At 61.1% G+C, this 25,994-nt stretch carries 27 protein-coding genes, 1 pseudogene and 1 other annotated feature; of the genes and pseudogenes, 23 read left to right on the top strand and 5 right to left on the bottom strand.

From position 1 onward, the window contains the following. Window positions 1-12 precede the first annotated feature (12 nt). Window positions 13-1,089 carry an ABC transporter ATP-binding protein gene (locus ACEXP3_RS22500; RefSeq protein WP_377299443.1) on the top strand — a complete coding sequence of 359 codons (1,077 nt, stop codon included), beginning with the start codon at window positions 13-15 and terminating at the stop codon, window positions 1,087-1,089. A 207-nt stretch (window positions 1,090-1,296) separates the two neighbouring features. Here the strand turns inward: ACEXP3_RS22500 and ACEXP3_RS22495 are convergent, their stop codons facing one another. After that, window positions 1,297-2,232: a LysR family transcriptional regulator gene (locus ACEXP3_RS22495; protein WP_377299442.1), complete on the bottom strand. Its 936-nt coding sequence runs from the start codon at window positions 2,230-2,232 to the stop codon at window positions 1,297-1,299. Window positions 2,233-2,364: 132 nt separating this feature from the next. On the opposite strand from ACEXP3_RS22495, the gene ACEXP3_RS22490 reads away from it, so the two are divergent. The 7 genes from ACEXP3_RS22490 (at window position 2,365) to ACEXP3_RS22460 (ending at window position 8,976) form a co-directional block, all read left to right on the top strand. Beyond that, window positions 2,365-3,291: an ABC transporter substrate-binding protein gene (locus ACEXP3_RS22490; RefSeq protein ID WP_377299441.1), complete on the top strand. Its 927-nt coding sequence runs from the start codon at window positions 2,365-2,367 to the stop codon at window positions 3,289-3,291. Window positions 3,292-3,369: 78 nt separating this feature from the next. Further along, window positions 3,370-5,115 carry a thiamine pyrophosphate-binding protein gene (locus ACEXP3_RS22485; RefSeq protein WP_377299440.1) on the top strand — a complete coding sequence of 582 codons (1,746 nt, stop codon included), beginning with the start codon at window positions 3,370-3,372 and terminating at the stop codon, window positions 5,113-5,115. A 43-nt stretch (window positions 5,116-5,158) separates the two neighbouring features. Further along, the gene (locus ACEXP3_RS22480; protein WP_377299477.1) at window positions 5,159-5,944 is read left to right on the top strand and encodes an ABC transporter ATP-binding protein; all 786 of its coding nucleotides are present in this window, start codon (window positions 5,159-5,161) and stop codon (window positions 5,942-5,944) included. Next, the gene (locus ACEXP3_RS22475) at window positions 5,941-6,711 is read left to right on the top strand and encodes an ABC transporter permease (protein ID WP_377299439.1); all 771 of its coding nucleotides are present in this window, start codon (window positions 5,941-5,943) and stop codon (window positions 6,709-6,711) included. The genes ACEXP3_RS22480 and ACEXP3_RS22475 overlap by 4 nt, the downstream gene beginning before the upstream one ends. Then, window positions 6,708-7,475 carry an ABC transporter permease gene (locus ACEXP3_RS22470; protein WP_210107346.1) on the top strand — a complete coding sequence of 256 codons (768 nt, stop codon included), beginning with the start codon at window positions 6,708-6,710 and terminating at the stop codon, window positions 7,473-7,475. Before ACEXP3_RS22475 ends, ACEXP3_RS22470 begins: the two co-directional genes overlap by 4 nt. Window positions 7,476-7,506: 31 nt before the next feature. After that, window positions 7,507-7,941 carry a GlcG/HbpS family heme-binding protein gene (locus ACEXP3_RS22465; protein WP_377299438.1) on the top strand — a complete coding sequence of 145 codons (435 nt, stop codon included), beginning with the start codon at window positions 7,507-7,509 and terminating at the stop codon, window positions 7,939-7,941. 90 nt (window positions 7,942-8,031) lie between these two features. Beyond that, window positions 8,032-8,976 (top strand): alpha/beta hydrolase, encoded by a 945-nt coding sequence (locus ACEXP3_RS22460; protein ID WP_377299437.1) that lies wholly within the window; start codon window positions 8,032-8,034, stop codon window positions 8,974-8,976. A gap of 10 nt (window positions 8,977-8,986) precedes the next feature. On the opposite strand, the gene ACEXP3_RS22455 is transcribed toward ACEXP3_RS22460, so the two are convergent. Continuing rightward, a complete protein-coding gene (locus ACEXP3_RS22455) occupies window positions 8,987-9,712 on the bottom strand; it encodes a GntR family transcriptional regulator (RefSeq protein ID WP_377299476.1) in 726 nt (241 codons plus the stop codon). A 121-nt stretch (window positions 9,713-9,833) separates the two neighbouring features. On the opposite strand from ACEXP3_RS22455, the gene ACEXP3_RS22450 reads away from it, so the two are divergent. Genes ACEXP3_RS22450 through ACEXP3_RS22420 form a run of 7 tightly spaced genes read left to right on the top strand, consistent with a single transcriptional unit; the run spans window position 9,834 to window position 17,492 of the window. Continuing rightward, the gene (locus tag ACEXP3_RS22450) at window positions 9,834-10,895 is read left to right on the top strand and encodes an amidohydrolase family protein (protein ID WP_377299436.1); all 1,062 of its coding nucleotides are present in this window, start codon (window positions 9,834-9,836) and stop codon (window positions 10,893-10,895) included. After that, entirely contained in the window at window positions 10,892-11,785 is an 894-nt protein-coding gene (locus ACEXP3_RS22445; protein WP_377299435.1) for a VOC family protein, read from the top strand. The genes ACEXP3_RS22450 and ACEXP3_RS22445 overlap by 4 nt, the downstream gene beginning before the upstream one ends. A 33-nt stretch (window positions 11,786-11,818) precedes the next feature. Next, entirely contained in the window at window positions 11,819-13,396 is a 1,578-nt protein-coding gene (locus tag ACEXP3_RS22440; protein ID WP_377299434.1) for a bifunctional 3-(3-hydroxy-phenyl)propionate/3-hydroxycinnamic acid hydroxylase, read from the top strand. Between the two features lie 41 nt (window positions 13,397-13,437). Continuing rightward, window positions 13,438-14,286 (top strand): fumarylacetoacetate hydrolase family protein, encoded by an 849-nt coding sequence (locus ACEXP3_RS22435; protein ID WP_377299433.1) that lies wholly within the window; start codon window positions 13,438-13,440, stop codon window positions 14,284-14,286. A 42-nt stretch (window positions 14,287-14,328) separates the two neighbouring features. Next, window positions 14,329-15,279, top strand: coding sequence for a Bug family tripartite tricarboxylate transporter substrate binding protein (locus ACEXP3_RS22430; protein ID WP_377299432.1), 951 nt, complete (start codon window positions 14,329-14,331; stop codon window positions 15,277-15,279). A gap of 57 nt (window positions 15,280-15,336) precedes the next feature. Then, on the top strand, window positions 15,337-15,975 hold the full coding sequence (locus ACEXP3_RS22425; protein WP_377299431.1) for a tripartite tricarboxylate transporter TctB family protein: 639 nt from the start codon (window positions 15,337-15,339) through the stop codon (window positions 15,973-15,975). A gap of 14 nt (window positions 15,976-15,989) precedes the next feature. Continuing rightward, window positions 15,990-17,492: a tripartite tricarboxylate transporter permease gene (locus tag ACEXP3_RS22420; protein WP_377299430.1), complete on the top strand. Its 1,503-nt coding sequence runs from the start codon at window positions 15,990-15,992 to the stop codon at window positions 17,490-17,492. A 369-nt stretch (window positions 17,493-17,861) separates the two neighbouring features. On the opposite strand, the gene ACEXP3_RS22415 is transcribed toward ACEXP3_RS22420, so the two are convergent. After that, on the bottom strand, window positions 17,862-18,014 hold the full coding sequence (locus ACEXP3_RS22415) for a hypothetical protein (protein ID WP_377299429.1): 153 nt from the start codon (window positions 18,012-18,014) through the stop codon (window positions 17,862-17,864). A gap of 20 nt (window positions 18,015-18,034) precedes the next feature. Here ACEXP3_RS22415 and ACEXP3_RS22410 point away from each other — a divergent pair, with 20 nt between their 5' ends. After that, window positions 18,035-18,535 carry an amino acid ABC transporter permease gene (locus ACEXP3_RS22410; protein WP_377299428.1) on the top strand — a complete coding sequence of 167 codons (501 nt, stop codon included), beginning with the start codon at window positions 18,035-18,037 and terminating at the stop codon, window positions 18,533-18,535. 45 nt (window positions 18,536-18,580) lie between these two features. Continuing rightward, window positions 18,581-18,835: pseudogene (locus ACEXP3_RS22405) on the top strand (hypothetical protein); the annotation flags it as partial. Between the two features lie 315 nt (window positions 18,836-19,150). Here the strand turns inward: ACEXP3_RS22405 and ACEXP3_RS22400 are convergent. Next, a complete protein-coding gene (locus ACEXP3_RS22400; protein ID WP_377299427.1) occupies window positions 19,151-19,780 on the bottom strand; it encodes a hypothetical protein in 630 nt (209 codons plus the stop codon). A 122-nt stretch (window positions 19,781-19,902) separates the two neighbouring features. Here ACEXP3_RS22400 and ACEXP3_RS22395 point away from each other — a divergent pair, with 122 nt between their 5' ends. After that, window positions 19,903-20,109, top strand: coding sequence for a hypothetical protein (locus tag ACEXP3_RS22395; RefSeq protein ID WP_377299426.1), 207 nt, complete (start codon window positions 19,903-19,905; stop codon window positions 20,107-20,109). A gap of 494 nt (window positions 20,110-20,603) precedes the next feature. Here ACEXP3_RS22395 and ACEXP3_RS22390 read toward each other — a convergent pair whose 3' ends face one another. Continuing rightward, on the bottom strand, window positions 20,604-22,091 hold the full coding sequence (locus ACEXP3_RS22390; protein WP_377299425.1) for a SulP family inorganic anion transporter: 1,488 nt from the start codon (window positions 22,089-22,091) through the stop codon (window positions 20,604-20,606). A gap of 73 nt (window positions 22,092-22,164) precedes the next feature. Further along, window positions 22,165-22,220: a sequence feature (sul1 is cis-regulatory element that is thought to sense ions involved in sulfur or methionine metabolism; They are found in Alphaproteobacteria), on the bottom strand. Between the two features lie 284 nt (window positions 22,221-22,504). On the opposite strand from ACEXP3_RS22390, the gene ACEXP3_RS22385 reads away from it, so the two are divergent. The 5 genes from ACEXP3_RS22385 (at window position 22,505) to ACEXP3_RS22365 (ending at window position 25,965) form a co-directional block, all read left to right on the top strand. Then, window positions 22,505-23,446, top strand: a complete 942-nt coding sequence (locus tag ACEXP3_RS22385; RefSeq protein WP_377299424.1) for an IS481 family transposase — start codon at window positions 22,505-22,507, stop codon at window positions 23,444-23,446. A 66-nt stretch (window positions 23,447-23,512) separates the two neighbouring features. Beyond that, a protein-coding gene (locus ACEXP3_RS22380) for an IS630 family transposase (RefSeq protein WP_377299423.1) occupies window positions 23,513-24,573 on the top strand; the annotation gives its coding sequence in 2 pieces (ribosomal slippage) (window positions 23,513-24,005 and window positions 24,005-24,573; 1,062 coding nt in all). 220 nt (window positions 24,574-24,793) lie between these two features. Next, on the top strand, window positions 24,794-25,210 hold the full coding sequence (locus ACEXP3_RS22375) for a hypothetical protein (RefSeq protein ID WP_377299422.1): 417 nt from the start codon (window positions 24,794-24,796) through the stop codon (window positions 25,208-25,210). Between the two features lie 42 nt (window positions 25,211-25,252). Then, on the top strand, window positions 25,253-25,615 hold the full coding sequence (locus ACEXP3_RS22370; RefSeq protein ID WP_377299421.1) for a sensor histidine kinase: 363 nt from the start codon (window positions 25,253-25,255) through the stop codon (window positions 25,613-25,615). 146 nt (window positions 25,616-25,761) lie between these two features. Then, the gene (locus ACEXP3_RS22365) at window positions 25,762-25,965 is read left to right on the top strand and encodes a hypothetical protein (protein WP_377299420.1); all 204 of its coding nucleotides are present in this window, start codon (window positions 25,762-25,764) and stop codon (window positions 25,963-25,965) included. Window positions 25,966-25,994 lie beyond the last annotated feature (29 nt).

Raw genomic sequence — 25,994 nt, 5'->3', positions numbered from 1 at the left:
TGGAGCATTCCCATGGCATCGATTGATATCGCCAACATCCAAAAATCCTACGGCATCCTACCGGTACTCAATGATGTCGACCTCAAGATCGAAGACGGCGAATTCGTGGTGCTGGTGGGCCCCTCGGGCTGCGGCAAGTCGACATTGCTACGCATGATTGCCGGTCTCGAGCACGTCACGGATGGGGAGATCCGCATCGACGGAGAGCGGGTGAACGAACGGGCGCCGAAGGACCGCGACATTGCCATGGTGTTCCAGTCCTATGCGCTCTACCCGCATATGAGCGTGGCCGGCAACATGCGCTATAGTCTGAAGATCCGCCGGTTTGCCTCGGAAAAGATCGAGGCTCTGGTCTCCGGCGCTGCCGCCAAGCTCGGTCTCGGCCCCCTGATGGAACGGCGGCCAAAGGCGCTATCCGGCGGCCAGCGTCAGCGCGTTGCCATGGGCCGCGCCATCGTGCGCCAGCCGAAGGCCTTCCTGTTTGACGAGCCGCTCTCAAACCTCGACGCGCGCCTGCGCGAACAGATGCGCGCCGAGATTAAGAAACTGCACAAGGATCTGGGCGCAACCTCCATCTATGTCACCCACGACCAGATTGAGGCAATGACGCTCGCCGATCGTATCGTTGCCATGCATGGCGGCGTGATCCAGCAGGTGGGCAGTCCGCTCGAGCTTTACGACAATCCTGCCAACCTGTTCGTGGCAGGTTTCATCGGCTCGCCCGGGATGAACTTTTTTGAAGGTCGCTGCGAGGCAATCGACGGCGCTGCCCGCTTTGCCCTTCATGGAGGCGCAGTCCTGCCACTCGGCAGGGCTATCGGCCTTGGCGAAGGGCAAACGGGAACGCTTGGGATCAGGCCGGAGCATGTCGTCCTTGGCGCGGAGGGACCTGACCGTTTGAAAGCATCCGTCGATCTTGTCGAGCCCACCGGTTTTGGCATCATCGTTCACCTCAAGCTTGGCGCTGTCGCTTTCAAGGCGTTCACCCTTGATCGGAAGTTTCTGGGGATGCAGGGAGAAATCGATGTCAACTTTCCGCAGGCCCATCTGCATTTCTTCGACGCTGCAGGCCAGAAGGTTAGGCGCTGAGGCGATCGAGATGCCATTCGTGTTGGTACCTTGAGCGGCGCTCATGTGTTGGGGCTTTCCAAAGAGATCGGCTCTCTTACGCCGGGCAAGAGGACCGACGTCATTCTCGTCCGCACTGATCAGCCCGACATGCTGCCCCGCCGCCAATCCAAATCCGGCTTTCCAGATCGTCCAGCATGCGGCTCCCGCAATGTCGCCAACATCCCTTCAACGATCTCGCTTTTCGGCGTGATTGAGATAACGCGCAGACCATCGGCCCTGCTCGATACTGTGGCGCGCAGCGTCTCGCAGCATGTCGATGAACCGTCGGGAGGCCAGTGTCCGTTCGGCATTGTCCAGGGTCGCGATCAGCCAGGTAACCCACAGTCCCTCGATCGGTGCCCAGGCAAATTGCGTCAAGGGCGAGTTCACCATGCCGCAATAGGGCATGATGGCGTATCCGACCTTGCGGCGGATGAGGTCGTCCATCGGTGCATATTCCGTCTCGACGGCAATCTTGGCGCGGCGGCCGATGCGGGCGAATTCACCTTCGATCAGGGTGCGAAGCCCATCCGGCCGGGGCGTGAGGATCAGCGGGCAGTCGGCCACCCGATCGACGGAAATCGATTGGTCCACCGAAAGCCCGCTATCGCGCGGGCCGACTAGGTAGAGCTGCTCCATCAGCAGCGGCTCCGTGTGCAGGTCCGGTTCCGTGAGCGGTGCGGCCAGAATCCCGATATCGATATCGCGGAAGAAGATCGCCTCGCGCAGCTGGAACGAATGGGCGCCGCGCACGCGCAGCCGCACATGCGGATAGGTCTCGACATAGCTCGCCACCAGTTCGCCTGTCAGCACGCGGCCCATGAAGGGTGGGGCGCCAAAGGCAAGCCGGCCGGACGGCGTATTGGCCGCATAGGTCACCTCTCCCGGAACCCGCGCGATCTCCTCGAGAATCGCCTCTGCCCGGACCCGAAACACTTCGCCGGCCGGCGTGAGTGTCAGGCCGCGACCCGTGCGATGAAACAGAGAGGCTCCAATCTCCTGTTCCAAAGCGGCAATCTGTCGGCTGAGCGCCGGTTGCGACATATCCAGCTTTTCGGCGACGCGCGAAAGGCTGCCGAACTCGGCGACTTTCAGGAAATATTCCCATTTGCGCAGGTTCACGAGAAGCATCCCAGACCGGTGATATGCATCTGAAGTTATAACTGAACTGCCGCTCTGTCTATTGATGAATAGTCAAGTCCGTTGGAATAGTAGGATCCAAGGGTTGAGGAGCCCGTCTTCGAGGAGGAAACCATGTTCAAACGCGCATTCATCATCGCGGGCACGTTCGCCGTCGCCACCATTCCGGCTCTGGCGGACACGAAAATCGCCATCGGCACACCGCCGATCGCGGAAGTCGAGGCGGCCTTTGTCGCCAAGGATGAGGGCCTGTTCGACAAGAACGGTCTGCAGGTCGAGTTCCTGCCCACCGGCTCGAACCAGACGCTGGTGGCGTCCCTGGTCGCCGGCTCTCATCAGATCGTTGCTGTGTCGCCGACCGTTCTGCTGCAGGCGGTGGAGAGCGGCATCGATCTCGTCGTCGTTGCCAACTGCGGCGTGACAGCGCCACGCACCGCCAAGAATGTTGGGCTTGCCGTCCGAGAAGGCGTGGCGATCGAAAAGCCTGAGGATCTCGTTGGGAAGAAGGTCGGAACGCCGAGTATCGGCGGCACGCTCGACATCCTGTTCCGGCAGTGGCTGAAGCAGAAAAACGTGTCCGAGAAAAGCATTACCTTCATCGAGGTCCCGATCCCCAACACCGCTGATGTGCTGAAGGGTGGCACGATCGATGCCATTATCGCCGGACAGCCGTCGCTCGGTCGTGCTGTCGCCCAGTCGAATGGCAAGGTGGCCTTCAACTTCATGTCGGAAATCCCGGCGGACCTTCCTTACACGACCTTCGTGGCGACACGGGAGTGGGCGAAGGCCAATACCGCGACCATTGCCTCCTTCCGTACGGCCTTCGCTCAGGCGGCGGATTTCATCGGCAAGAACGAGGACAAGACCCGCGCGATCGTCTCGAAATATACGCGCCTGCCGGTGGAGGTCCTGAGCAAGATCGAGCTTCCGGAGTGCAAGCCGACCCCGAAGGTCTCGGCGCTCGACTATCTGCAGAAGGCCATGCAAGAGGGCGGCATGTTGAGCAGCAAGATCGATACCGCCGGCCTGATCGCGCCCTGACCCTTAGCCCGACCGACCAACCATCTTTGGCGGGTGGGACACGTCATTGCCCGCCATTCTTCCCAGACAGGTGATATGATGATTGAGATGACAGGCGCAGAGGCGCTGACCCGGTTGCTCGTTCCGGAAGCCGTTCCCTTCGTTTTCGGCATTGCGGGCGGCAAGTTGAACGCGCTGCTGCATGCAATTTCCCGCGAGCCGTCGATCCGCTACCTCGGCGTTCGCCACGAGGCCGCGGGCCCGTTGATGGGCGCTGCGGTTGCCGCCGCAAGCGGGCGGATCTGTGTGGCGCTCGGCGAAATGGGGCCGGGCTCCTCCAATCTGGTCGGCGGGCTGGGCACCGCCTTCAACAACAATCTGCCGCTCCTGTTGATCACCTCCAACAATCATCTCGCCGCCTCCTATCCGAACCGCGGCATGTTCATGGATCTCGATACCCACGCGCTTCTGAAGCCGCTCACCAAATGGAGCGCCGTGGTTCACGATGGGCGCCGGCTACCCGATCTCGTGCGGGATGCCTTTCGCCAGGCCCTGACCGGACGGAGGGGACCGGTTCATCTCGACGTGCCGCAGGAGGTTCTCAGCGGTCGCTTCCAGTTCGATGAAGCCACCTTTTCCCTTGCGCCGCACCAATATCGATCGGTGGCTGGCCCACGGGCGCCGGCCGGGCAGATCGCACGCGCCGCCGAGATGCTGGCGGGGGCTAGGCGCCCGCTTCTGGTGGCAGGTGGTGGCGTCGTATCGGCTGAAGGTGGACACCTGTTCCGCAAGCTCATGGATCTCGTCCAGGCACCGGCGCTGACGACGCAGATGGGCATCGGCACCGTACCGTCCGATTCGCCCTACTTCATCGGCCAGGGCGGCATCATCGGCGGGGACGCCATTCAGGCGGCCTTTCGGGAGGCGGACGTCATCCTGGCCGTCGGCTGCCGTTTTTCCTCCTGGCTGTGGGATGACGGCGGCGCGCTGACCAAGGGTGACGCCCAACTCATCAACATCAACATCGACCCGATGAGCCTTGGCGCAAACACCCCGCATGCGCTCGGGATCTGGGCCGATGCAGCCGATGCACTCGAGGATCTCCTGTCTGCACTCGCATCCCGGGCGATGACCAATTGCTCCGCCTGGCTTGCCCAACTGCGGGGCGTCCACGACGCATACCAGGCAAAGCTGAAGACAATGGCTGAGGACGATGGCGCGGCCATGCATCCGGCGCGCCTCGGCCTGGAACTCGGCAGGTTGCTGCCGGACGATGCCTTGATCGCCTATGACGGCGGACACACCTCCTTCTGGAGCAATGACCTGACGCCGGTCCCCATCGAGCGGACGCGCTTTCACGAGCCAGGCATGTGCCAGCTCGGCTTTGGTACCCCCTATGCGGCGGCCCTGAAGCTGCTCTATCCGCAGCGGCCCGTCTTCAACATCTGCGGCGACGGCGCCTTCGGCTTCACCCTTTCCGAACTCGATACGGCGCGGCGTTACGGGCTGCCGATCATCAACATCATCCACAACAACGCCTCCTGGGGCGTCATCAAGATGGGCCAGCGCAAGAGCTTCGATTTCTCCTTCGGCGCCGACCTGGAAGGCACCGACTATGCGCAGATCGCCCGCGGCTTCGGCTGCCATGGGGAAGTGGTGACGACAGTGGAAGAGCTGGAGCCGGCTCTCGAGCGGGCGATGGTGTCCGGTCTTCCCGCGGTGATCGATTGCCGCGTCCGTTTCGAGGCGCATCCCAGCATGCCGTATTTCGCGCGGATGAACGCCTATGGATACCCGAAGGGCGCCGGCGCCGGGCCGCATGCAGCACTCGTGAAGGGAGCCTGACATGTCCATGACCCGAATGAACGTAGAGGCCGGACAGGTCGAGATGGCGAGCCCCGTTTCGCATGCGGCAGAGCCACGCATCCGCATTCGCGATGTCACACTCTCCTATGGCGCCCTCCAGATCATCGGCGGCATCAGCATCGACATTGCGCCGGGGGAAAGCCTCTGCGTGATCGGCCCCTCCGGTTGCGGCAAGACCACCCTGCTGCGCATGCTTGCGGGGCTGGCGCGGCCCACATCCGGTTCCGTGGAGCTTGATGGATCGGTTCTCGGCGGGCCAGATCGCTCGATAGCGATCGTCTTCCAGGATTATGGCAAGGCGCTCCTGCCGTGGCGTACGGCGGCCGGAAACGTGTCACTGGCACTGGAAGCCCGCGGCTGCCCCGCCCGGGAGCGCCCGCCGATCATCCGCGAGCTTCTGGAAAAGATCGGGCTCGGCCGCCATGCGGACAAATATCCTTCGGAAATGTCGGGCGGCATGCAGCAGCGCCTTCAGATTGCCCGGTGCCTTGCCCAGGAGCCGAAGGTGCTTCTGATGGACGAGCCCTTCGGTGCACTGGACGCCATGACACGGCAGGCCCTGCAGGACGAAGTTCTCTCGCTTGTTGCAACGACCGGTGCAACCATGGTCTTCGTTACCCACGATCTGGAGGAGGCGATCTATCTGGGCGATCGCATCGTCTGCCTCCAGCCCAATCCCGGCCGTGTCGGCCGCATGGTGGATGTCCGGCTGGCGCGTCCGCGTGATCAGCTTGCCACCCGCGAGGACCCGGAATTCCTGCGCCTCCGCAGAGAACTCTACGATCTCATCAAGGATGATCACCAATGAGGGCGGCGTTCAGAACCAGCTGGCGGGCTGCCCTGCTTCCGGTTGCCGTCATTGTGGCAGCGCAGGTCGCCGCGACCGTCACGCAGCTGGAAAGCGACAGCCTCGCAAGCCCTCTTGCCATCGTTGCGGCCTTCTTCTCCGTCCTCAAGGATGGTTCACTCATGCGGGCGTCCCTTGATACACTGATGGCCGCCTTCTGCGGCTGTGTCATCGGTGTCGGCGCCGGCTCCTTGCTCGGCATCCTCCTCGGGCTCTTTCGCCTGGCCGATGACGCACTCGATCTCACCATCGAACTGCTGCGGCCCGTTCCCGCGGTGGCGCTCATTCCGGTGGTGATGATGCTGCTGGGCTTTGGCGCGCGCATGGAGATCGTCATCATCGCGCTCGGGCTGCTTTGGCCTTCGGTCGTTCTGGCGCGCACGGCAGTGAGGGAGGTCGAGCCACGGCTGATGGAGGTTTCGGCCGTTCTGCAACTGGGCTTTCCGGCCAGACTTTCGAAGATCGTCTTACCGGCCATCCTGCCGCAACTCTTCATGTCGCTCAAACTTGCCGCCGGCTATGCCCTCGTCGTTGCGGTGACGGTGGAAATCACCGCCAATCCCTTCGGCCTCGGCTACGGCATCATGATGGCGCAGCAGGCGCTGCGGCCGGCGGAAATGTTTGCCTACCTCATCTGGATCGGCGTGATCGGCTGGCTGGTCAGCCTTGTGCTGATGGCAGCGCAACGCCGGTTCTTCCCGGCCTTCGCCAAGGGAGAGACACGATGAAGCAACTTTCCATGCAAAAACTTCTGCTGGGGCTGCTCGGCCTTGCGACGTTCATCCTCGTCTGGAAGGTCATCACCGATTTTAAGCTCGTCTCGCCGATCTTCTTCCCAAGCCCCGCGCGCACCTGGACCGCGCTCTTGAAAGGTCTTGCCGGGGGTCCGCTTCTGGCGCAGACCCTGGAGACGGTACAGCGCATGCTGCTCGGCTGGCTTCTTGCCTCGCTCGCCGGGATCATGCTTGGCGCCCTCATCGGCGTGTCACGCCGGGCGCGTGCCTTCATCGCGCCAACATTGGAACTGTTGCGTCCGCTTCCGGCCTCCGCGATGATCCCCATCGCAATCGCCTTTCTGGGTTTCTCCGACCAGATGGTGCTGGTGGTGATCGCCTTTGGTGCGCTCTGGCCGATGCTGCTTGCAACGATCCACGGCTTCTCGGCCATGGAGCCCCGGCTTTATGAGGTGAGCGCCGTCCTTGGTCTCAGCCGTCTGCAGGTCATCCGGAAACTCGCCCTGCCAAGCGCCATGCCGATGATCCTTGCCAGCCTGCGTCTCGGCCTCACCATTTCCCTAATCCTTGCCGTCGTTGGCGAGATGCTGGCAAGTCGCGAGGGGCTGGGCCAGAGCATTCTGCTCGCAAGCCGCAGCTTCCGTTCGGCGGATCTGTTCGCGGGCATTGTCATCCTCGGCGCCATCGGCCTGGTTGGCAGCGGCCTGCTATCGCTTGCGGAGCAACGGTTGCTGCGTTGGCAGGCCGTTACCCGTTAATTTCAAAAATCACCGAAAACTGGATTGTCCCATGTTGAAGCTCTCTGACGCCACGATCATCATCGACGCCGCCCTTGCCGAGGCGCGGTCCCGCAGCTTTGCGCCGCTCGCCGTCGCCGTCCTTGATGCCGGAGGTCATCTCGTCGCCTACAAGCGGGAGGATGGGGCCGGTATCGTCCGTTTCGATATCGCCTATGGCAAGGCCTGGGGCTCGCTCGGCATGGGGTTCGGCACCCGCGAACTGACGGAGCGCGCGGCAAAGAACCCTGCCTTCATCACTATTTTGGCGACTGTCAGCGGCGGGCGCATGGTGCCTTCGCCGGGCGGCGTTCTGATCGTCGATGCGCAGGGCGCGGTGATCGGTGCCGTCGGCATTTCCGGCGACATTGGCGACAATGACGAAATCTGCGCCATCCTCGGGATCGAAAAGGCTGGATTCCGCGCGGCTCCGAAGGCTGTTGCATAAACGGTTGCCGGGGATGTCGCCGAAAGGAGGCGGCACCTCTACCGACACCTGCGCCAGACAGAGAAGCTTTAACGCATGAGGGAGGAAAACATGCGATCGGTTCATAAAGTGCTCGCCATCCTGGCCGGCGTGGGCATGGGCACGGCTGCCCAGGCGCAGATGTCGTCAAACCCGCCGGAGGTGGGGGAGGGCGTTCGCGCCTTTGACGACCGCCTTGGTCCCGATGTCGTCAAGGGCGTGACCGCGCTTTATCGTCCGCTTCACGAGGCAGCCTCAAAGGATGGTGTCATCGTGACCAGGGACATCGCCTATGGCGAGGGCGAGAGGCAGAAGCTTGATCTCTATGTGCCCACAAAAATACCGGCCGGCGCAAAGGTGCCGATCCTGCTGTTTGCCCATGGTGGTGGCTTCGTTCGTGGCGACAAGCAGGATGTTGCACATTTCGGTTATTACTTTGCCCAGCACGGAATCGCGACTGCCTTAATCAATTACGGCTTTGCGCCGCAGGCGCGCTTTCCTTCCGGGGGAGAGGATGTCGGCAAGGCGGTCGCCTGGCTGAAAGCCAATGCGGCGGCCCATTCCGGCGATATCCACACCATCTTCGTGTCCGGCAATTCCGCCGGGGCGACGCACGCCGCCACCTACGGCTTCCTTCGTTCGGCGCCAACGTCCGACGACGGCGTGCGCGGCCTGATCCTGATATCGATCCCGACTGCGGATTCCGAAGATCTCGGCCCGCAGGACAAGATCTATTACGGAGAGGATGCCAGCCAGTACCCGCAGATGTCGATCATCCGCCATGTCGGTGACCGCAGGCTACCGGTGTTCATGGCGGTGGCGGAAAACGACATGCCGTCCATTCAGAGGCAGAACAAGCGGCTCCTTGACGCTCTCTTCCAGCGCGACGGCAAGCTGCCGATCTTCAAGACAGCCCTGGGGCACAACCATATTTCGATCATCGAGCATTTCGGCACGGCCGACGAAAGCCTCGGTCCGGATATCCTGGAATTCATCCGGGAAAACCTGGCGAAGTAGCTGAACGGTGTCAGGCGGACGTTGGTGGCTCCAACGCGCCCCCGTCCGTCTTTTCCAGATCCTCCCGGATAAACTCGGCGGTCTGCTGGTAATGCCACTGGAGCAGGTCGAGAGCCTCGCTGCTTTTGCGGTCAAGAACCGCCTTCAGGATGTCGCCATGTTCCTGGCTGACCTTTCGCACCCTGAACGCCTTTCGGCTGGAGAGCGCGCGATACCGGTTCAACCGGTCTGCCAACTGCTCGCAAAAGCCGATCAGCGGGCGTGACCCGCAGCCGTTGATCAGGGACGCGTGGAAGGCCCGGTGCAGGCGCTCCCATTCCGGATTGCTCTCGAAACGGTCGGGGTTGAGGGAGCGAGGCGCACGTTCCAGCCGGTGATGCGCGACCAGCAGGGCCTCCTCCCAGGCGGCATTGGCATTGGCCATCGATTCCCGCAGCGCCAGCCCCTCCACCCAGCAGCGGGTCTTGGTCAACTCACCCAGTTCTTCCAGACTGATCGGTTTGACAAAAAAGCCGCGCTGCTCCTTGCCGATCACCAGATCTTCCGTCGTCAGCCGGTTCAACGCTTCGCGCAGCGGTGTTTGGCCCGCCTCGTAATGTTCCATCAGGAAGCGCAGTTGCAGCTTGCGGCCCGGCTCCAGCACCGCTGACAGGATATCCCCCTTCAGGCGCTCGTAGATGCTGGTTGCCTGCGTGGCCGGGGTATCGACCCCTTTATTCGGCACGTCAATGTTCATCAGTTTCCACCGCTTTCGTCCATTTTCTATACACCCTTTGATGTCAGAAGCAAAATTTATAAATTTTTGCTTTACGAAAGAAATTTTGTAGATTACGAAAACGGCATCGGAGGAGGAAAGAATGCGGCACGGACTGAACAGTTCAGGGCGCTTCAGGAGCGGTTGTGGTTGCGTCGGCATCGACGTTCACTGCCATGTCGTCCCCTCAAGCTTTCCGCCGGTGCCCGGCGCAACGCCGCTCTCCGGCTGGCCATCCATGACCGCTGTCCAGGATTGCCACGCAACGGTCGTCATCGATGACAGGCCGTATCGCACAGTCAGCGATGCCTGCTGGGTGGCTGAACGTCGGATCGCGGAGATGGACCGCGCCGGCATCGCCGTTCAGGCGCTTTCGCCCATGCCGGAATTATTCGGCTACTGGATCGAGGCGGAAGCGGCCTTGCATCTCGTGCGTCACGTCAATGATGTGATTGCGGCACTGGTGCAGGAAGGGCAGGGGCGTTTTGTCGGCCTCGGCGGCCTGCCGATGCAGGATATCGATCTTGCCATTGCTGAATTGCAGCGCGTGATGGCTCTTCCCGGATTTTGCGGCGTCGAGATCGGTAGCAATATCAACGGCACCGCCATTGGCGATCAGCGTTTTCATGCCCTCTTCGCCGAGGCGGAACGGCTGGGTGCCGCAGTCTTCGTGCATGCCGTGCGCCCGACCGGCATGGACCGGCTGGTCGGCCCGGCGGCGCTGCAGCAGGTGCTGGCCTATCCGACCGATGTCGGGCTTGCCGCCGCTTCGGTCATCACCGGCGGATTGCTGCAAAGATTCCCGAACCTGCGCATCGCCTTCAGCCACGGCGGCGGCACCTTCGCGGCCCTTCTGCCACGTCTGCAGCAGGGTTACCACGCCTTTCCGGCCGTGCGCGACAGCCTGCCCGAGGCGCCGCTGGAGCAGGCGCGCAAGCTCTACGTGGATGCCCTCGTTTTCGACGAGGACATGCTGAAGCGCATCGTCTCGGTCTTTGGCGAGGACCGGGTGATGCTCGGCACGGACTACCCGTTCAATTTTCGCGAGATGGAACCGGTGGCACGGATTGAACAGGCCTTTGCGGATCCCACGCTGCGCGAGCGGCTGACCTTCGCCAATGCGCTGGCCTTTCTTGGATTGGATGAGGAGACGGTATCGAGATGACGGACTTTCCCGTATCGGCCCTGCGCAGCGTGGAACTCGGCACGCCGGATCTTGTCGCATCGGTGGACTTCTACACCCGGGTCTGGGGGCTGGAGAAGGTTGCAGAGGCTGACGACAAGGTGTTTCTGGCCGCAACCGGCGATGACTGCCACGTGCTGGAACTGAAGCAGAGCGACCGTTCGGAACTGCGCAAGATCACCTTTCGTGTCCGCTCCGCCGACGATCTCGCCGCGCTTTATGAAAAGGCGGTGGCCTTCGGCTGCACGGTGCTGCGCGAACCCGGTCCGGCCGATGCGCTGACGGAGGGACGTCGCTTCGTCGTGCGCGAGCCACAGGGATCGGTTCTGGAATTCGTGCATGGCGACCGCCGCAAGGAGGCCCGCATCGTGCCGAACAAGGTGCTGCGGCTGGCGCATGTCAACATCAACAGCGCCGACATCGAGGCCCTGTCCGACTTCTATCGCAAGGTGCTTGGCTTCCGCCTCACCGACCGGTCGAAGCTGATGGCCTTCCTCGGCTGCAACAGCGACCACCACGCCGTGGTGCTGGCCGAAGCGGCGAACCACGGTCTCAACCATATCGCCTTCCTGATGCCGGATCTGGAATCGGTGATGCGGGGCTCCGGCCTCGTCGTCGATCACGGCACGCCGATCGGCTGGGGCGTGGGACGCCACGGCCCTGGCGACAATGTATTCGCCTACTTCGTCGATCCGATGGGCGTGGTCATCGAATACACCGCGGAAGTCCTGCAGGTGGACGAGACCTATCGCGTGAAGGGACCGGCCGAATGGGTCTGGCCACCCGGCCGCACGGACCATTGGGGCATTGCGCCGCCGAAGAGCGAAGCCTGCAAGAAAGCCCAGATTTCCATCGGATTTTCCGGCACCTGACGCCGCCGTCCCATTAATTTCAGAGGCTTATCCGTGACGAACGAGACTTCAATCGCAGACCGTTATGATGTGCTGGTGGTGGGTTTCGGCCCGGCCGGCGCCGTCGCCGCCGGCATGCTGGGGGCACGCGGCCATTCCACGCTGGTCATCGACCGCCTGACCACGATCTATGACAAACCGCGTGCCATCGCCATCGATCACGAGATCCTGCGCCATTTCGACAATATGGGTATCGCCGAGGCGGTTCTGCCCCATGTTGCCCCTTTCACCGCCTCGCAGCATTTTGGCGCCAAGGGCCAGTTGATCCGTCGCATCGATATGGTGCCGGAACCCTATCCGCTCGGCTACACGCCGAGCATGGTGTTTACCCAGCCGCCGGTCGAGGCGGCGCTGCGCGCCCATGCCGAGGGCTTTGACTGCGTCACGGTTTCGCTCGGCGTCGAGATGATCGATCTCGACAGCCGTAAGGACGAGGTCGTCGCGACGCTGAAGGATACCTCGGGCGAGATCCGCAAGGTCGCCACCCGCTACCTGATCGGCTGCGACGGCGCCTCAAGCCGCGTGCGCGAGCTTGCCGGCATCACCCTGGAGGATCTGGTGTTCGACGAGCCGTGGCTCGTGATCGACGTGCTGGTGAACGATGCCGGTCTTGCCAAGCTTCCTAAGACCTCTGCGCAGTTCTGCGATCCGGCCCGGCCCGCAAGCTTCATCATGGGACCGAAGAACCATCGGCGATGGGAAATCATGCTTCTGCCGGGCGAAGACCCGCGGCAGATGGAAAAGCCGGACAATGTCTGGCGGCTCCTATCGCCGTGGCTGACGCCTGAGGATGGCGAATTGTGGCGCGCCGCCGCCTACCGCTTCCATGCGCTGGTGGCAGACGACTGGGCAAAGGGCCGGGTGGTGATTGCCGGCGATGCCGCCCACCAGCAGCCGCCCTTCATCGGCCAGGGCATGTGCCAGGGCCTGCGCGACGTCTCCAACCTGGTCTGGCGGCTCGACCGTATCCTGAAGGGCCAGTCGGACGAAAGCCTGCTGGCAAGCTATACGGATGAGCGCAAGCGCCATGTCGAGACGCTGACGGGCCGCATCAAGGCCATCGGCCAGGCGATCTGCGAACGCGATCCCGAAGCGGCCGCGGCCCGCGATGCCCGCATTCTGGCCGAGGGGGGCGGGCAGCCGCTGGTGATCACCCGGCAGGACATCGTTCCGCCGATCGAACAGGGCCTGATTGCCGCGGAAGGCACGCCGGCCCGCGGCCTGCTCTTCCCCCAGCCGGCAATTCTCGACAATGGCGAAAGCCGGCTTCTCGATCACCTCACCGGTGCCACGTGGCGGCTGGTGCTGGATGCGCGCCATGCCACGCAGACGGAAGCCAGGGCGCTTGCAGCCGAAGTCCAGGGCATGACGGTTGTTGCCGTCGCAGCGGAAGATGCGGATATGCCCGACGAGACGGCGCTGCGCGAAAAGGATGGCGTCCTGACCGGCTGGTTCGACCGGCATGGCGCGGTCGCCGCGCTTGTGCGGCCGGATCATTACGTGTTCGGGGCCGCTGCCGATCTCGATGCTCTTCGCCAACAGATACAGGATCTGCGCGCACATCTTGCCTGAGACGCCAACGATCCGGCCAGCCCATTCAAAGGAGTACCCTCATGAGACTTTCCACCGTCAGAATAGCCGGACGCACGACCTGGGGCGTGATCGAAGGCGAGACCCTTCGCGATACGGGCGCCGCGATGGCCGGCCGGTACGCAGACCTCAAGGCAGCCGTGACCGCAGGCTTCGACGGTGTTGCCGAGGCAGCCGAAAAGGCCGCAGCATTTCCGCTCTCCGAGATCGAATGGCTGCCGGTCATCCCGAACCCCGACAAGATCCTTTGCGTCGGCCTGAACTACGAGATGCACCGCAAGGAGACCGGCCGCGCCGAAGTCGAAAACCCGACCATCTTTGCGCGCTATTCCAACAGCCAGACGGGGCATTTGAAGCCGATCATCCGGCCGAAGGTCTCGACCGAGCTGGACTATGAAGGGGAACTCGCCGTCATCATCGGCAAGCCGGGCCGCTACATTTCCCGCGCGGATGCCCTTGGCCATGTCGCCGGTTTTGCCTGCTACAATGATGGCAGCGTGCGCGACTACCAGCGCCATACGCACCAGTTCACGCCCGGCAAGAATTTCCCCGATACCGGCGCCTTCGGTCCCTGGATGATGACGCCGGACGAACTCGGCCCGCTTGACGACCTGCGCATCCAGACGCGGCTTAACGGCGCGGTGGTGCAGGACGCAACCTTTGCCCAGATGATCTTCGATATCGCCCGTCAGATCGAATACTGCTCGAGCTTCACGCGGCTGGAGGCCGGCGACGTCATTGCCTCCGGCACGCCGGGCGGGGTCGGCGCCAAGCGCAATCCGCCGCTCTGGATGAAGCCCGGCGACATCGTCGAGGTCGAAATCGACCGGCTCGGCATCTTGCGCAATCCGATCGTCGACGAGCAGGGGTGAGGCCTGCGCGTCGACGACACTTGACTTCAACGGGAGGAAGACATGCTGAAACTATCGAGACGAATGGCCCTGGCGGGACTGGGAGCCCTGGTAGCCTGTGGACCGGCTGCGGCCGCCGACTGGCCGCAGAAGCCGGTCACGGTCATCGTGCCACAGGCTGCCGGCAACAGCCCGGACGTGCTGTGCCGCATCATCACCGACAAGCTGTCGCGGGCGCTTGGCCAGCAATTCGTCGTGGACAACCGCCCAGATGCTGCCAATGTCGTGGGCATGCAGTCGGCGGCCCGCGCGGCCAATGACGGCTATACCTTCGTCTTTGCCACCTCGGCGGCGCTCGTCACCAATCCTTACACGATCAAGAACCTGTCCTATGATCCGCTGAAGGATTTTGTGCCCGTCGCCATGGTTGCCAAGAGCCACCATCTCCTCCTCGTCAACCCGAACGTGAAGGCCAACAGCCTTGCCGAGCTGATTGCACTCGAAAAGGAAAAGCCCGGTTCGCTCAGCGTTGCCGTCGATGGCCCCCGCAATATTTCGGGGCTCATTGCGCAGGCAATCAACAAGCAGGCAGGTACGAAGATGGTGCTGGTGCCCTACAATACCATTTCCAACGCCGTGCAGGACAGCATCAGCGGCCGCACGCCGGTCACCATCCAGTCCGCCTCCGTTGTTGAACCCTTCATCAAGGATGGCTCGCTGCGTGCCATTGCCGTTGCCGGCAACGAACGGATTTCCACGCATCCCGATGTGCCGGCCATTGCCGAGACGTTGAAAAGCGTCGAACTGCAGGGCTGGTTCATGGTCATGGCGCCGGCCGCACGCCCTCCGGCATCCTGGATACGGTCAGCAAGGCGATTGCCACGGCGCTCGCCGAGCCTGACGTCAAGGAGCGCGCACCGGGTCTGGGCTTCGAACTCGCCAAGGGCGAGCCGATCAGCCCGTCCGGTGCAAAGGCGTTTCTGGATGCCCAGTACGCCTATACGGGCACGGTGATCAAGTCGCTCGGCATCGAGCCGAACTGACCTGCAATCGGAAAAGGGGGGAGGCGCCATGCGCGAGCACGACACACAGCCCGGCGGCGCGGCACCGGATAGTCCGGCGCGCGTGTCGCAAAACCTTGCAGGAGGCCTGATCCTTGTGGCCCTAGCAGCGCTTGCGCTATGGCTGCTGAGCGATCTGGATGCCGGAACGCTTGGCGCCATGGGCTCGGCCCTGATGCCGCGGGTTCTGGCCGTCGGGCTTGGCCTTCTGGGCGCGCTTGTCGCGGCCTCCTCCTTCTTCCACCAAGGGCCGGTTCTGGAGCATCTGCCGCTGCGCGGACCGTCCCTCGTCATGCTGGCGATTGTCATCTTTGCCGCAACCATCCGACCGCTTTCGCTGGGATCCGTCTCGCTTCCCGGCTTCGGCCTGATCGTCGCAGCACCTCTGTCGATCATCATCTGCGGCTTTGCCACCCGCGAGGCGCGCCTGCGCGAACTGGTCGTCCTGGCTCTGGCGCTGACCCCGGCCTGCATGGTCCTGTTCGGCGATCTCCTGAACCTGACCATTCCGATGCTGCCCGACGCGCTGATGGATCTCTTCCCGGATGGCTGGTCGCAGAAGGCGATGCTGCGGGTATCGGCAGCCACCATGCTGGCCGTTGCGGCGCTCTTGTTCTTCAGCGGCGCGCGATCTGCCACAGACGACTGAAAGGCGAAAGACTGATGGATACGCTCATCTCAAATCTGTCGCTGGGCTTTTCGGTGGCGCTTGGCCTGCAGAACCTCGGGCTTGCCTTCGTCGGCTGCATGGTCGGCACGCTGATCGGAGTGCTTCCGGGCGTCGGGCCGGTGGCCACCATCGCCATGCTGCTTCCCGTCACCTTCAGCCTTGATCCGGTCGGTGCGCTGATCATGCTGGCCGGCATCTATTACGGCGCGCAGTATGGCGGCTCGACAACGGCAATCCTCGTCAATATCCCAGGCGAGGCAACCTCCGTCGTCACGGCGCTGGACGGTCATGCCATGGCCCGGCGCGGGCGGGCCGGCGCAGCGCTCGGCATTGCCGCCATCGGCTCCTTCTTTGCCGGGACCGTCGCGACGATGCTGATTGCGGCGCTCGGCGCGCCCCTGACAAAGGCCGCCCTTCTGTTCGGGCCGACGGAATATTTCTCGCTGATGGTGATGGGCCTGATCTTCGCCGTCGTGCTTGCCGGCGGATCGATCCTGAAGGCGCTCGCCATGATCATGCTCGGCCTGCTGCTCTCCACGGTCGGCACCGACCTTGAGACCGGTGACCAGCGCATGACCTTCGGCCAGCCCTTCCTGTGGGATGGCATCGACTTTGCCGTGCTGGCCATGGGCGTGTTCGGCGTTGCCGAGATCCTGCGCAATCTGGACCAGCCGGAAGACCGCGATCTCGTGCGTGGCACCATCGGGCGCCTGCTGCCGAGCCGGGCGGAAATGCGGCAGTCTATCGCGCCCATCCTACGCGGCACACTGCTCGGCTCCGCCTTCGGCATCCTGCCGGGCAATGGCGCAGTGCTTGCCCCGTTTGCCTCCTATGCGGTGGAGAAGAAGCTCGCCGCTGATCCGAGCCGCTTCGGCAAGGGCGCGATCGAGGCAGTAGCCGGGCCGGAATCGGCCAACAATGCCGGCGCACAGACCTCCTTCATCCCGCTCCTGACCCTCGGCATTCCCGCCAATGCCGTAATGGCGCTGATGGTCGGCGCGATGACGATCCAGGGCATCATTCCGGGGCCTCAGGTCATGACCGGAAACCCCTCCCTGTTCTGGGGCATGATCGCATCGATGTGGATCGGCAACCTGATGCTTCTCGTCATCAACCTGCCGCTGGTGGGGGTGTGGGTGAAGCTGCTGCAGGTTCCCTATCGCCTGTTGTTTCCGGTCATCCTGGTGTTCTGCCGCATCGGCATCTATTCAATCAATGGACAGGTCACCGATGTTCTCTTCATCGGCCTGTTCGGCCTTGCCGGTTTCATTCTCATCCGCTGCGGCTTCGAGCCCGCGCCGATGCTGCTCGGTTTCGTGCTGGGCAAGCTGATGGAGGAAAACCTGCGCCGGGCCCTCATCCTGTCGCGCGGCTCTCTCACGACCTTCGTGACGGAACCGATCAGCGCGGGCCTGCTTGCCGTCTCCTTCATCCTGCTCGTCGCCGCCATCATCCCGAACATCCGCAGGGGGCGTGAGGAGGCGTTCGCGGAATAGGACTGGACTGAGACATAGAAGGACGGCTTTGATTATTCACACCCGGCTTGAGGATGATGCACTACCGCATTTTGTTAGGCGTATTTTGCCCGTCACCCTAAGCATTTCGCTGTTCTACTCTGACCTGATGGCAGGCGCGCGCGTATACGGTAAAGCGATCGGTAAATCCGATGGGTTCATTGCGGCCACAGCTGCAGAGAGGGGTCTGATTGTGGCAACGAGAGACACAAGCCCGTTCAAGGCCGCTGGGTTGAAAGTCATTAATCCGTAGAATGGCCAGAATTTCGACTAAGACGCCGTCGGGTCGTATCCCTTTCGAGAGCGAAGCGTATCCTCCTAATAAACTCTTGAGTGACCTGACATTGCCTCTCAGTTTCTTCCGAATCCACTCGGAACAATGTCGATGACCCGCGCAACCTGACGTTCGTCGAGCGTGTATTCCGGCGCGGGCGCAAGTTTTGCGTCATCCGCGAGCGCCAGCATCTCGAAGCGTCGTGAGAGCGGATCGAGATTGGCGAGCATATGGATCGCAGCGCAGTCCGGTGCTGCGGTTTTTCGTCCGTGGCTGGGTCAATGTATTCCGCGCCATGCCACCGCTGGTGTTGATCATCCTCACGTTTTCCGGTCTTCCGTTTCTCGGCATCCGCTTGCCAGCCATTGTGTGCGTCATCATCGCACTGCTCCTCAACAACTCCGCTTATTTCTGCGAGATTTTCAGGGCAGGCCTGGGCTCGGTGTCGCCCGGCCAAATGGAGGCCGCCCGTTCGACGGGTCTGGCAACCTTCGCAGCCATGCGTTATGTCGTCTTGCCCCCGGCAGTTCGTAACGTTTTGCCGGAACTCGCCTCAAATACCATTGAGGTGATGAAAAGTACGTCGCTTGCCGCCATCATCGGCGTGGGCGAACTTCTTTACGTTGCAGGCAATGCCCGATCCGTTACCTATAACACGACGCCGCTGATGGTGAGCGCGATGATGTATCTCGTCATCCTACTCCCCTGCGTAAGGCTCGCAGAACGGATTGAGCGCAAGGCCCTGCATTGAGCGACTCGACCGGATGCGACTTGTCGATTGCGCTTCTCCTTCCACGGCAAGATCCAGCGCGAAGGCGGCGTCGTGCATCTGTTGGCGCAACGGATGTTCGATCTGACCAGCGATCTGGCAAGCCTTGATGAGCGGGATACATTCCGGGTGCCAACAGGGCGGGGCGACGAGTTCGCGCACGAATCGCCAGGCAGCCCATACAGCCGCGAGCGGCGGCCGACGGGCGTCAAGACACGTGAAATTTATGTACCTGACCTCCACATCGATACGCTGAAAGTGAAAAGCCGGAATTTTCAGTGAGGTAGGGGGCAACTATAGAGGAGATGTGGTCAAAAGCAAGGCGACAGGAACACTGAGTGCTGTTGCGGTCAATGCACACAAGGATGCCAGCTTAATCAGGCGCGTTTTTCGTGCGCGGTCTTCGTCCCACTCATATGCCATGTCCAGTCCTCCGAGCGGAGTGAAACATTCTAAGCCATTTAAGTCGAGTCCAGAAAATGGAGGATAGCGGCGCGATTCCTCTCAAGACCACGATCCCAGGAGAGTCAGGCACGCCCCAGCCCAAGATCATGTCGGTAAAGGCATAGTGATCGATCGATGCCGCCGCGCATACGCCTAGCGAAGAAAACCATCCCGGTCGAACTCCTTCCAACCACGCAGTTCGTCTGCGCCTTCCTCGAGTTTATGGTTCGACGCCCCTCCTGACTTCGGCACTTTCTTGAGCGATCGAGCAAGCTTCCTCTGATACGCTGCTTTCTGTCGCTTCTCGGCTTTCGCCTCCGCGTCTTCCACCCGCCACTCGTCCACCGTCCCGCGGTCGAGAAGGTCCTCTACTACCTTCGGATCGAAGACGTGGAATGTGATCTGGCGAGCACGACCATTCAGTCGCACTGTTCTCGTCCCCGCACTCGGAAGACGCCCGTCCGCGAGCCAGCGATGGCGCTCGCTTGTCTTGATGACCAGGATGTCCTGGATCTCGCGCGGGATCACCGGAAGGTTCTCGGCTTCCGCCATCACTGCCGAGACGATCCCAGCTGTGATATTGAACGCGGACTTCTCGGTTGCGGGCATCGCGAGGATAACCTCGTTTCCTTCCAAAACTATCGACTTCTTCGAGACCTTCGGAAGCCTGGCCTGCATCTCTTGCAGAATACCTTTCGCGCGGACGGAAGATCCCATCGTCATCGCCAGCGACAACGTCCATGTCCTGATCAGTTCGATATCGCTTTTGTCGCTCTTCGCCATGTCCTCTAGATGGTGCCGATCCAATCCTGGTTCAACAAGGGGAATTGACCGTTGCCGTTCCTCGCAAAGCACCTATCTGGAATCCACGCGAAATGGACAATGACGCAGTAGGAGAATGATTTTTGGACGCCAGTGCACCGATAATCGACGACAAGCAAAAGCCTAAACGCAAGCCGCCAATGTGGCCATGGCTGGTGCTTCTCGTGCTGACGCTAATCGTGATCTATGCGTATGATCAGACTTTAGAGCTGATCCAAAACCTTGGCAAAACAGGCGAGGATTTCGTCCAACTTTTTGAATGGCTGTGGTCCTTCCTGGTACAGGAATAGGAAGAAGCTGCGGCGATCGGCACTATGTGCGCTATCAGCATCGTGGAGCTGGCTCGGGAACTCTGAAGAGCGGGGATGAGTGGGAATGCTGGAGGTATTCCTGTTATTTGGGTGGGGCGCGCGCTGGCCCGATTGCAACTGGGGACTTCGCAATGAGGCAGTATGTCGGACTGAACGTCTCGGAGAAGGAAACCAAGTTTGTGGCAGACGCCCGTCATGATTGTCGCGAAAAATCGTCGTGAGCTACAGCAAAGGGAGAGGCAGCCCCGCCTCCCGTCGTGACCTTGCCCCGCAGACCTAATCGATTTTGAAGTAAGCTCTGGCCGTTGAGAGAACCAGAGAATCAAGCGCAACCGTTTCACGGTCCAACAGATTATCGGTAAGCAGGGCCAGTTTCATGATCTTTTGCCTTTGAAAAATTCGCACTTGTGGCGGACCGACAGGCAACAGTAGCGGGGCAGATGGCTGCGCACGAATGTACGCAGCCACGCTGTTCAGTGTAGTGAGGCGCTTGCCGCAAGCCGATCATCCTTGTCGTACAGCGCGAAGCGGTCGATCATGTCTGCACTTGCCTCATTTAAGCCGAGAACCTCGACTTCGTCGCCTGCCTGACGGAACTTCAAGACGATCTTGTCCAATGCACCAATTGCGGTGATATCCCAGAGATGGGCTTTTGTAAGATCGATGATGATCCGCTTACCCTTATCAGTGAAGTCGAACGCGTGGATAAAGGCTTCTGCCGACGCAAAGAAGACCTGTCCCACTACTGCATAGGTGACGCTCTTCTGTTTGGCATCCTCAACACGCGTGACCCCGAACAGGCGGGCTACCTTGCCAGCAAAAAAGATGCCGGACAGCAGAACTCCAAAGATCACGCCTTTCGCCAAATCATGCGTTGCGACAACGGTGATGACCGTCGCCATCATAACGACGGAGGACGGAAGCGGATGGCGTCTCAGATCGAGGATCGACCGCCAGGAGAAAGTGCCAATGGAAACCATGATCATGACCGAAACAAGCGCGGCCATGGGGATGATCTGAACGACGTCGTTGAGGACGACGATCAGGAATAGCAGGAAAGCACCCGCCACGAAGGTTGAAAGCCGTCCTCGACCACCAGATGTTACGTTGATGACCGACTGTCCGATCATGGCGCATCCGCCCATGCCGCCGATCAGTGCCGAGGCGATATTGCCCGCGCCCTGTCCAACGCATTCTTGGCTCTTGTTGCTGGGTGTGTCCGTCATGTCGTCGACGATTTGCGCGGTAAGCAGCGATTCCAGCAAACCGACAGCAGCGAGCGTCACCGAGTATGGGAAGATGATCTGCAGCGTCTCCCAGGTCAGCGGAACCTGCGGAAGCATCAGGAATGGGATAGAAGACGGAAGTTCGCCGAGGTCGCCGACGGTGCGTAGGTCCATGCCAAACCACCACGCCATGGCCGTGAGGACCGCGATGGCCACGAGTGGCGATGGGATAGCCTTGGTCACGTATGGAAAGAGGTAGATGATGGCGAGGCCGCCTGCGATCATCACGTAGGTGAGCGTCGGAACCCCAATAAGTTCAGGCAACTGGGCCATGAAGATCAGGATCGCAAGTGCATTGACGAAACCCGTGATGACCGACCGCGATACGAAGCGCATCACGCGGCCGAGCCTCAGCCATCCCGCGACGATCTGGATGACGCCCATCAAGATGGTGGCGGCGAACAGATACTGAAGACCGTGCTCCTTGACCAATGAGATCATGACGACAGCGGTCGCGGCCGTCGCAGCAGAGATCATACCCGGCCGACCGCCCACAAAGGCAGCCACGCAGGCGATTGCGAAGGAGGCGTACAGGCCGACCTTGGGATCGACACCCGCAATCACCGAGAAACCTATCGCTTCCGGGATAAGTGCGAGAGCGACGACGATACCTGAAAGTACGTCACCACGGATGTTGGAGAACCACTCCTGACGGTAGTTTGAAAGCGTTCGCATGGGAGATTTTTCACAGTTGATGCAACGGGCCGAGCGAACTCGGTCCTTGACAAGAAAATAGGTTGCGTTGCTGTGTTGTCTGGCGGATCGGCGGCCAGAAGAGCCACCCGGAGTTTCACCGGGTCCTTGTGGATGACGCTAAATAGCTCACGCGGCCCACTTTTGCAATAATGTCTCGGTCTGAACCAGACACCTAACATAGGGCACGGCGGTCAAGGTGCGAATGTCACACCGGTTACGATGTATGTTGCCGTATTCACTTCATGCGCAATGCGCTGGCTCATGCCGGAAAGAGCGGGCGGCACGTCGTGTCCGCCCTCTCACAACGGCCGTTGGATCTCTAGTATACACCCTAGGTGTTTGGTCCGTGCCTTTGATGGTGCATTATTCAACCAGGAATGGAGGGATGCACTATGGGTCAGATTCTACACGGGAGCGCCCGCACGACGGAGGCAGTCCGTCGAGCGATACAACATAGTCAAGAGAGCCTGAGGGTTCTGGCGAAACGCTATGGGATCAACCAGAAGACCGTAGCGAAGTGGAAGCGGCGCACAGCGGTGAAGGACCTGCCAACTGGTCCGAAAGACGCGCACTCGACGACACTTTCAATCGAAGAAGAGGCGATCATCGTTGCCTTCCGCCGACACACGCTGCTGCCGTTGGATGACTGCCTCTACGCCCTGCAGGCTACGATCCCGCATTTGACCCGCTCGTCCCTGCATCGCTGCTTACAACGGCATGAGATCAGCCGATTGCCAGAAGTGACAGGGGGCAAGGAGCCGAAGAAGAAGTTCAAGACCTACCCTATTGGGTACTTCCACATTGACATCGCCGAAGTGCGTACAGCCGAAGGAAAGCTCTATCTTTACGTGGCGATAGACCGAACCAGCAAGTTCGCCTTCGTGCAGTTGGTCACGAGAACAGGCAGGACATCGGCGTCCGCCTTTCTCGTCGCGCTGATCGCGGCCGTACCCTACAAAATCCACACCGTCCTAACCGATAATGGCATCCAGTTCACGTTCCCACCGCGCTACGCCGATGGGCCTACGGCCACGTACATCACGCACATGTTCGACATGCGTTGCCGTGAGAACGGGATCGAGCACAGGCTCACCAAAATCGAGCATCCCTGGACCAACGGCCAGGTCGAGCGAATGAACCGCACGATCAAGGAAGCTACCGTCAAACGTTACCACTACGACAGCCATGCACAGCTAAAAGCCCACCTTCATGATTTCGTTGACGCCTACAATTACGGCCGGCGGTTAAAGACACTGCGCGGCCTGACGCTCTATGAATACATCTGCAAAATCCGGGCAACAGAGCCAGAACGGTTTAATACGTCTCCCCACTGACCGTGACTCTTTTTTCTTTTCAAAAGGCGGTGAATCTGAATCTCTGGTGCAAACCGGAGGTTTGGGATGCGAACAGGAATTTCACTGCGGACAGATTTTGACGCCGAAGGTCTTCGGCGTCTTGCTCGACAAAGCAAGCATGCGGCCCAGTCGCGTCGATTGCTGGCGCTTGCCCTGATCTATGACGGCGGCTCGCGCTCGGATGCTGCGCGGCTGGGCAGTGTCACTCGTCAGATCGTGCGGGACTGGGTCATGCGCTTCAATACGACTGGGCCTGATGGGCTGATCGACGGGAAGGCTCCTGGCCCCAAGTCACTGCTGAACGATGTTCAGCGGGCGGCCCTGGCAAAGGCCATCGAACGGGGACCGACACCCTATCTCGACGGTGTCGTGCGCTGGCGTCTGTGCGATCTGGCCCAGTGGCTATGGGAGGAGTTTCGCGTCTCGGTGAGCGAGCAGACGCTCAGCCGGGAGGTGCGCGCCATGGGTTATCGCAAGCTGGCTGCCCGCCCGAAGCATCATGCGCAGGACCCTCAAGCCATTGAGGAGTTTAAAAAAACTTCCCCGCCGCAGTGGCAGAGATCGCAGGCGGGCTCGCTCAAGGGAAACGAATAGAAATCTGGTACCAGGACGAGGCCCGGATCGGTCAGAAGAACAAGATCACCCGCCGCTGGGCAAAGCGAGGAACGCGGCCGTCAGCCCCGCATGGCCAGCGAACCCGCTCGGCCTATATCTTGGGTGCCATCTGCCCCAAGCTCGGACAGGCGGCGGCACTGGTCATCCCTTGGTGCGACACCTACGCGATGACGCAGCACCTGGCTGAAATCTCCCGACACGTGGCCAATGATGCGCATGCCATCCTCATTATGGATCAGGCGGGATGGCACATGTCCAATAATCTCGTCATCCCAAGCAACATCTCGATCCTGTCCCTGCCGCCGAAGTCGCCGGAACTGAACCCGGTGGAAAACCTCTGGCTCTTCATGCGCGAGAACTGGCTGTCGAACCGCATCTTCAAGTCCTATGACGATATCGTCGCCCACTGCTGTGACGCCTGGCGAAAGCTCGAAAGCCAGCCATGGCGCATCATGTCCATCGGGCGAAGAGAATGGGCAAATGGGTTCTGATCAGTGAGGACGCATATAAACTCAACCCGCACCATCAAATGCCGGGACTAAACAACTAGGCTGCAAACGCCCAGTGGCGGAATGTCGCCGACCAGACCAGGTCAGGGGTGCCTCCCTGGCTTTCTCGACCGCGGCCGCCGCAGATCAGCCTACCAGAGAGCCGCTAGAAGTATTTGAAACATAATCGGTTTTTCTCGTCGTAAGCGGCAATTGCCTTGGCTTGAATTTCAACGTCGACAATCTGCAGGTGGAACTGCTCAATCTAGGTGGCGCAATGAAATGGTCGGCCACGCGCAGCCACCAGCAGGCAAAGGCGCGCGTCGCTGCCAGCACGATCGCCTATGGACAGAACCCGCAGGCATTCTGCTCCATGGCCCGGTCTCTGGTCAGCCATCATGGCGCCCGGCAATTAATTGCAGAGCGCCGGACTGCTGTATCGCTCACAGAGCACGTCCATTCTGATTTTCTTGCTCCGACTGGCGAGTTGGTCGGCGGTAGCATGAGCCGAGTTTTCAGCGAAGATCGTCGGTTCAAGGCAGTTCTACGCGTGCAGGGTCAACTTTCTTCAGCGGACCGTCTACCAGATACGGGCGCATGCCGGCAGACGTTGGTGCCTCAGCCTTCACAACACCCTTAGTAACGATCCATTTGCCTTGCGATGCCATCAGATCCAGCGATCGTGCTGACCCTTCCGGGAGGTCCAGTACTGTCCAAGCTGGACCCCGATGCTGTTGGCATCCTGTTTCGCAATCTGATCGAGAATGCGCTCAAGCACGGCGCACAGGACGGTTTGGTCGGCGCGGTTCTGAAGGAGGATGGGTCCCTGTGCGTCGACAATGATGGCCCGGTCCTGCCGGTTGAAACCATGGAGCGACTGATGCAGCGTTTCGAGCGCGGTGATGCCAAGATCGGTGCCTGCGGTCTCGGACTTTCCATCATCAAGGTCATCGCCGAGCGCACCGGCATGACCTTGAAGGTGATTTCCCCCAGGCCAATCAGGCATGAAGGGGTCGAGGTCCAAGTAAAGCTGCCGCTTTCTTGAACGCCCAGCCCTTGCGACAGTGGGGCAAGTTTTGCTCGCGAAGACCTCGTTCGGATCAAGATCAAATCTACCAGTGGTAAAGAGCGGTAGGGTGCCTTGGCAGGTCCAGAGCGAGTCACGCCGCCCGTGGCGGGCAAGGAGAAGCAATGGCGCTGCATATGGGAGAAATCTTCCATCGCCAGCAGTCCCGGATATTGATCGGAATTGCCGCAACGGGGTTGTTGGTCGGTGGTTTGCTCTCCTGGTTTGCCCAGCCAGTGGAGGCTGGATGGATTTGGTCTGCAGCGACCGCACCTGTCCTGCTAAAGCGTGTCGCGGCAAACGGGATTCAGGATTCCGGTTTTGCTTGATCTGTGCTTGACTGTGCCCATGGAAGGAG

Source organism: Neorhizobium fuzhouense, assembly GCF_042611105.1.
Lineage (GTDB): Bacteria > Pseudomonadota > Alphaproteobacteria > Rhizobiales > Rhizobiaceae > Neorhizobium > Neorhizobium galegae_A.
Note: the sequence above shows the minus strand (reverse complement) of the source record. Positions and strands in the feature narration are given on the sequence as shown.

What these genes read in the sequence shown, in the direction of transcription:
- ACEXP3_RS22500 (WP_377299443.1), top strand. Translation starts at nt 13, where the DNA reads ATGGCATCGATTGATATCGCCAACATCCAAAAATCCTACGGCATCCTA.
- ACEXP3_RS22490 (WP_377299441.1), top strand. Translation starts at nt 2,365, where the DNA reads ATGTTCAAACGCGCATTCATCATCGCGGGCACGTTCGCCGTCGCCACC.
- ACEXP3_RS22485 (WP_377299440.1), top strand. Translation starts at nt 3,370, where the DNA reads ATGATTGAGATGACAGGCGCAGAGGCGCTGACCCGGTTGCTCGTTCCG.
- ACEXP3_RS22480 (WP_377299477.1), top strand. Translation starts at nt 5,159, where the DNA reads ATGGCGAGCCCCGTTTCGCATGCGGCAGAGCCACGCATCCGCATTCGC.
- ACEXP3_RS22475 (WP_377299439.1), top strand. Translation starts at nt 5,941, where the DNA reads ATGAGGGCGGCGTTCAGAACCAGCTGGCGGGCTGCCCTGCTTCCGGTT.
- ACEXP3_RS22470 (WP_210107346.1), top strand. Translation starts at nt 6,708, where the DNA reads ATGAAGCAACTTTCCATGCAAAAACTTCTGCTGGGGCTGCTCGGCCTT.
- ACEXP3_RS22465 (WP_377299438.1), top strand. Translation starts at nt 7,507, where the DNA reads ATGTTGAAGCTCTCTGACGCCACGATCATCATCGACGCCGCCCTTGCC.
- ACEXP3_RS22460 (WP_377299437.1), top strand. Translation starts at nt 8,032, where the DNA reads ATGCGATCGGTTCATAAAGTGCTCGCCATCCTGGCCGGCGTGGGCATG.
- ACEXP3_RS22455 (WP_377299476.1), bottom strand. Translation starts at nt 9,712, where the DNA reads ATGAACATTGACGTGCCGAATAAAGGGGTCGATACCCCGGCCACGCAG.
- ACEXP3_RS22450 (WP_377299436.1), top strand. Translation starts at nt 9,834, where the DNA reads ATGCGGCACGGACTGAACAGTTCAGGGCGCTTCAGGAGCGGTTGTGGT.
- ACEXP3_RS22445 (WP_377299435.1), top strand. Translation starts at nt 10,892, where the DNA reads ATGACGGACTTTCCCGTATCGGCCCTGCGCAGCGTGGAACTCGGCACG.
- ACEXP3_RS22435 (WP_377299433.1), top strand. Translation starts at nt 13,438, where the DNA reads ATGAGACTTTCCACCGTCAGAATAGCCGGACGCACGACCTGGGGCGTG.
- ACEXP3_RS22430 (WP_377299432.1), top strand. Translation starts at nt 14,329, where the DNA reads ATGCTGAAACTATCGAGACGAATGGCCCTGGCGGGACTGGGAGCCCTG.
- ACEXP3_RS22425 (WP_377299431.1), top strand. Translation starts at nt 15,337, where the DNA reads ATGCGCGAGCACGACACACAGCCCGGCGGCGCGGCACCGGATAGTCCG.
- ACEXP3_RS22420 (WP_377299430.1), top strand. Translation starts at nt 15,990, where the DNA reads ATGGATACGCTCATCTCAAATCTGTCGCTGGGCTTTTCGGTGGCGCTT.
- ACEXP3_RS22415 (WP_377299429.1), bottom strand. Translation starts at nt 18,014, where the DNA reads ATGCTCGCCAATCTCGATCCGCTCTCACGACGCTTCGAGATGCTGGCG.
- ACEXP3_RS22400 (WP_377299427.1), bottom strand. Translation starts at nt 19,780, where the DNA reads ATGGCGAAGAGCGACAAAAGCGATATCGAACTGATCAGGACATGGACG.
- ACEXP3_RS22390 (WP_377299425.1), bottom strand. Translation starts at nt 22,091, where the DNA reads ATGCGAACGCTTTCAAACTACCGTCAGGAGTGGTTCTCCAACATCCGT.
- ACEXP3_RS22385 (WP_377299424.1), top strand. Translation starts at nt 22,505, where the DNA reads ATGGGTCAGATTCTACACGGGAGCGCCCGCACGACGGAGGCAGTCCGT.
- ACEXP3_RS22365 (WP_377299420.1), top strand. Translation starts at nt 25,762, where the DNA reads ATGGCGCTGCATATGGGAGAAATCTTCCATCGCCAGCAGTCCCGGATA.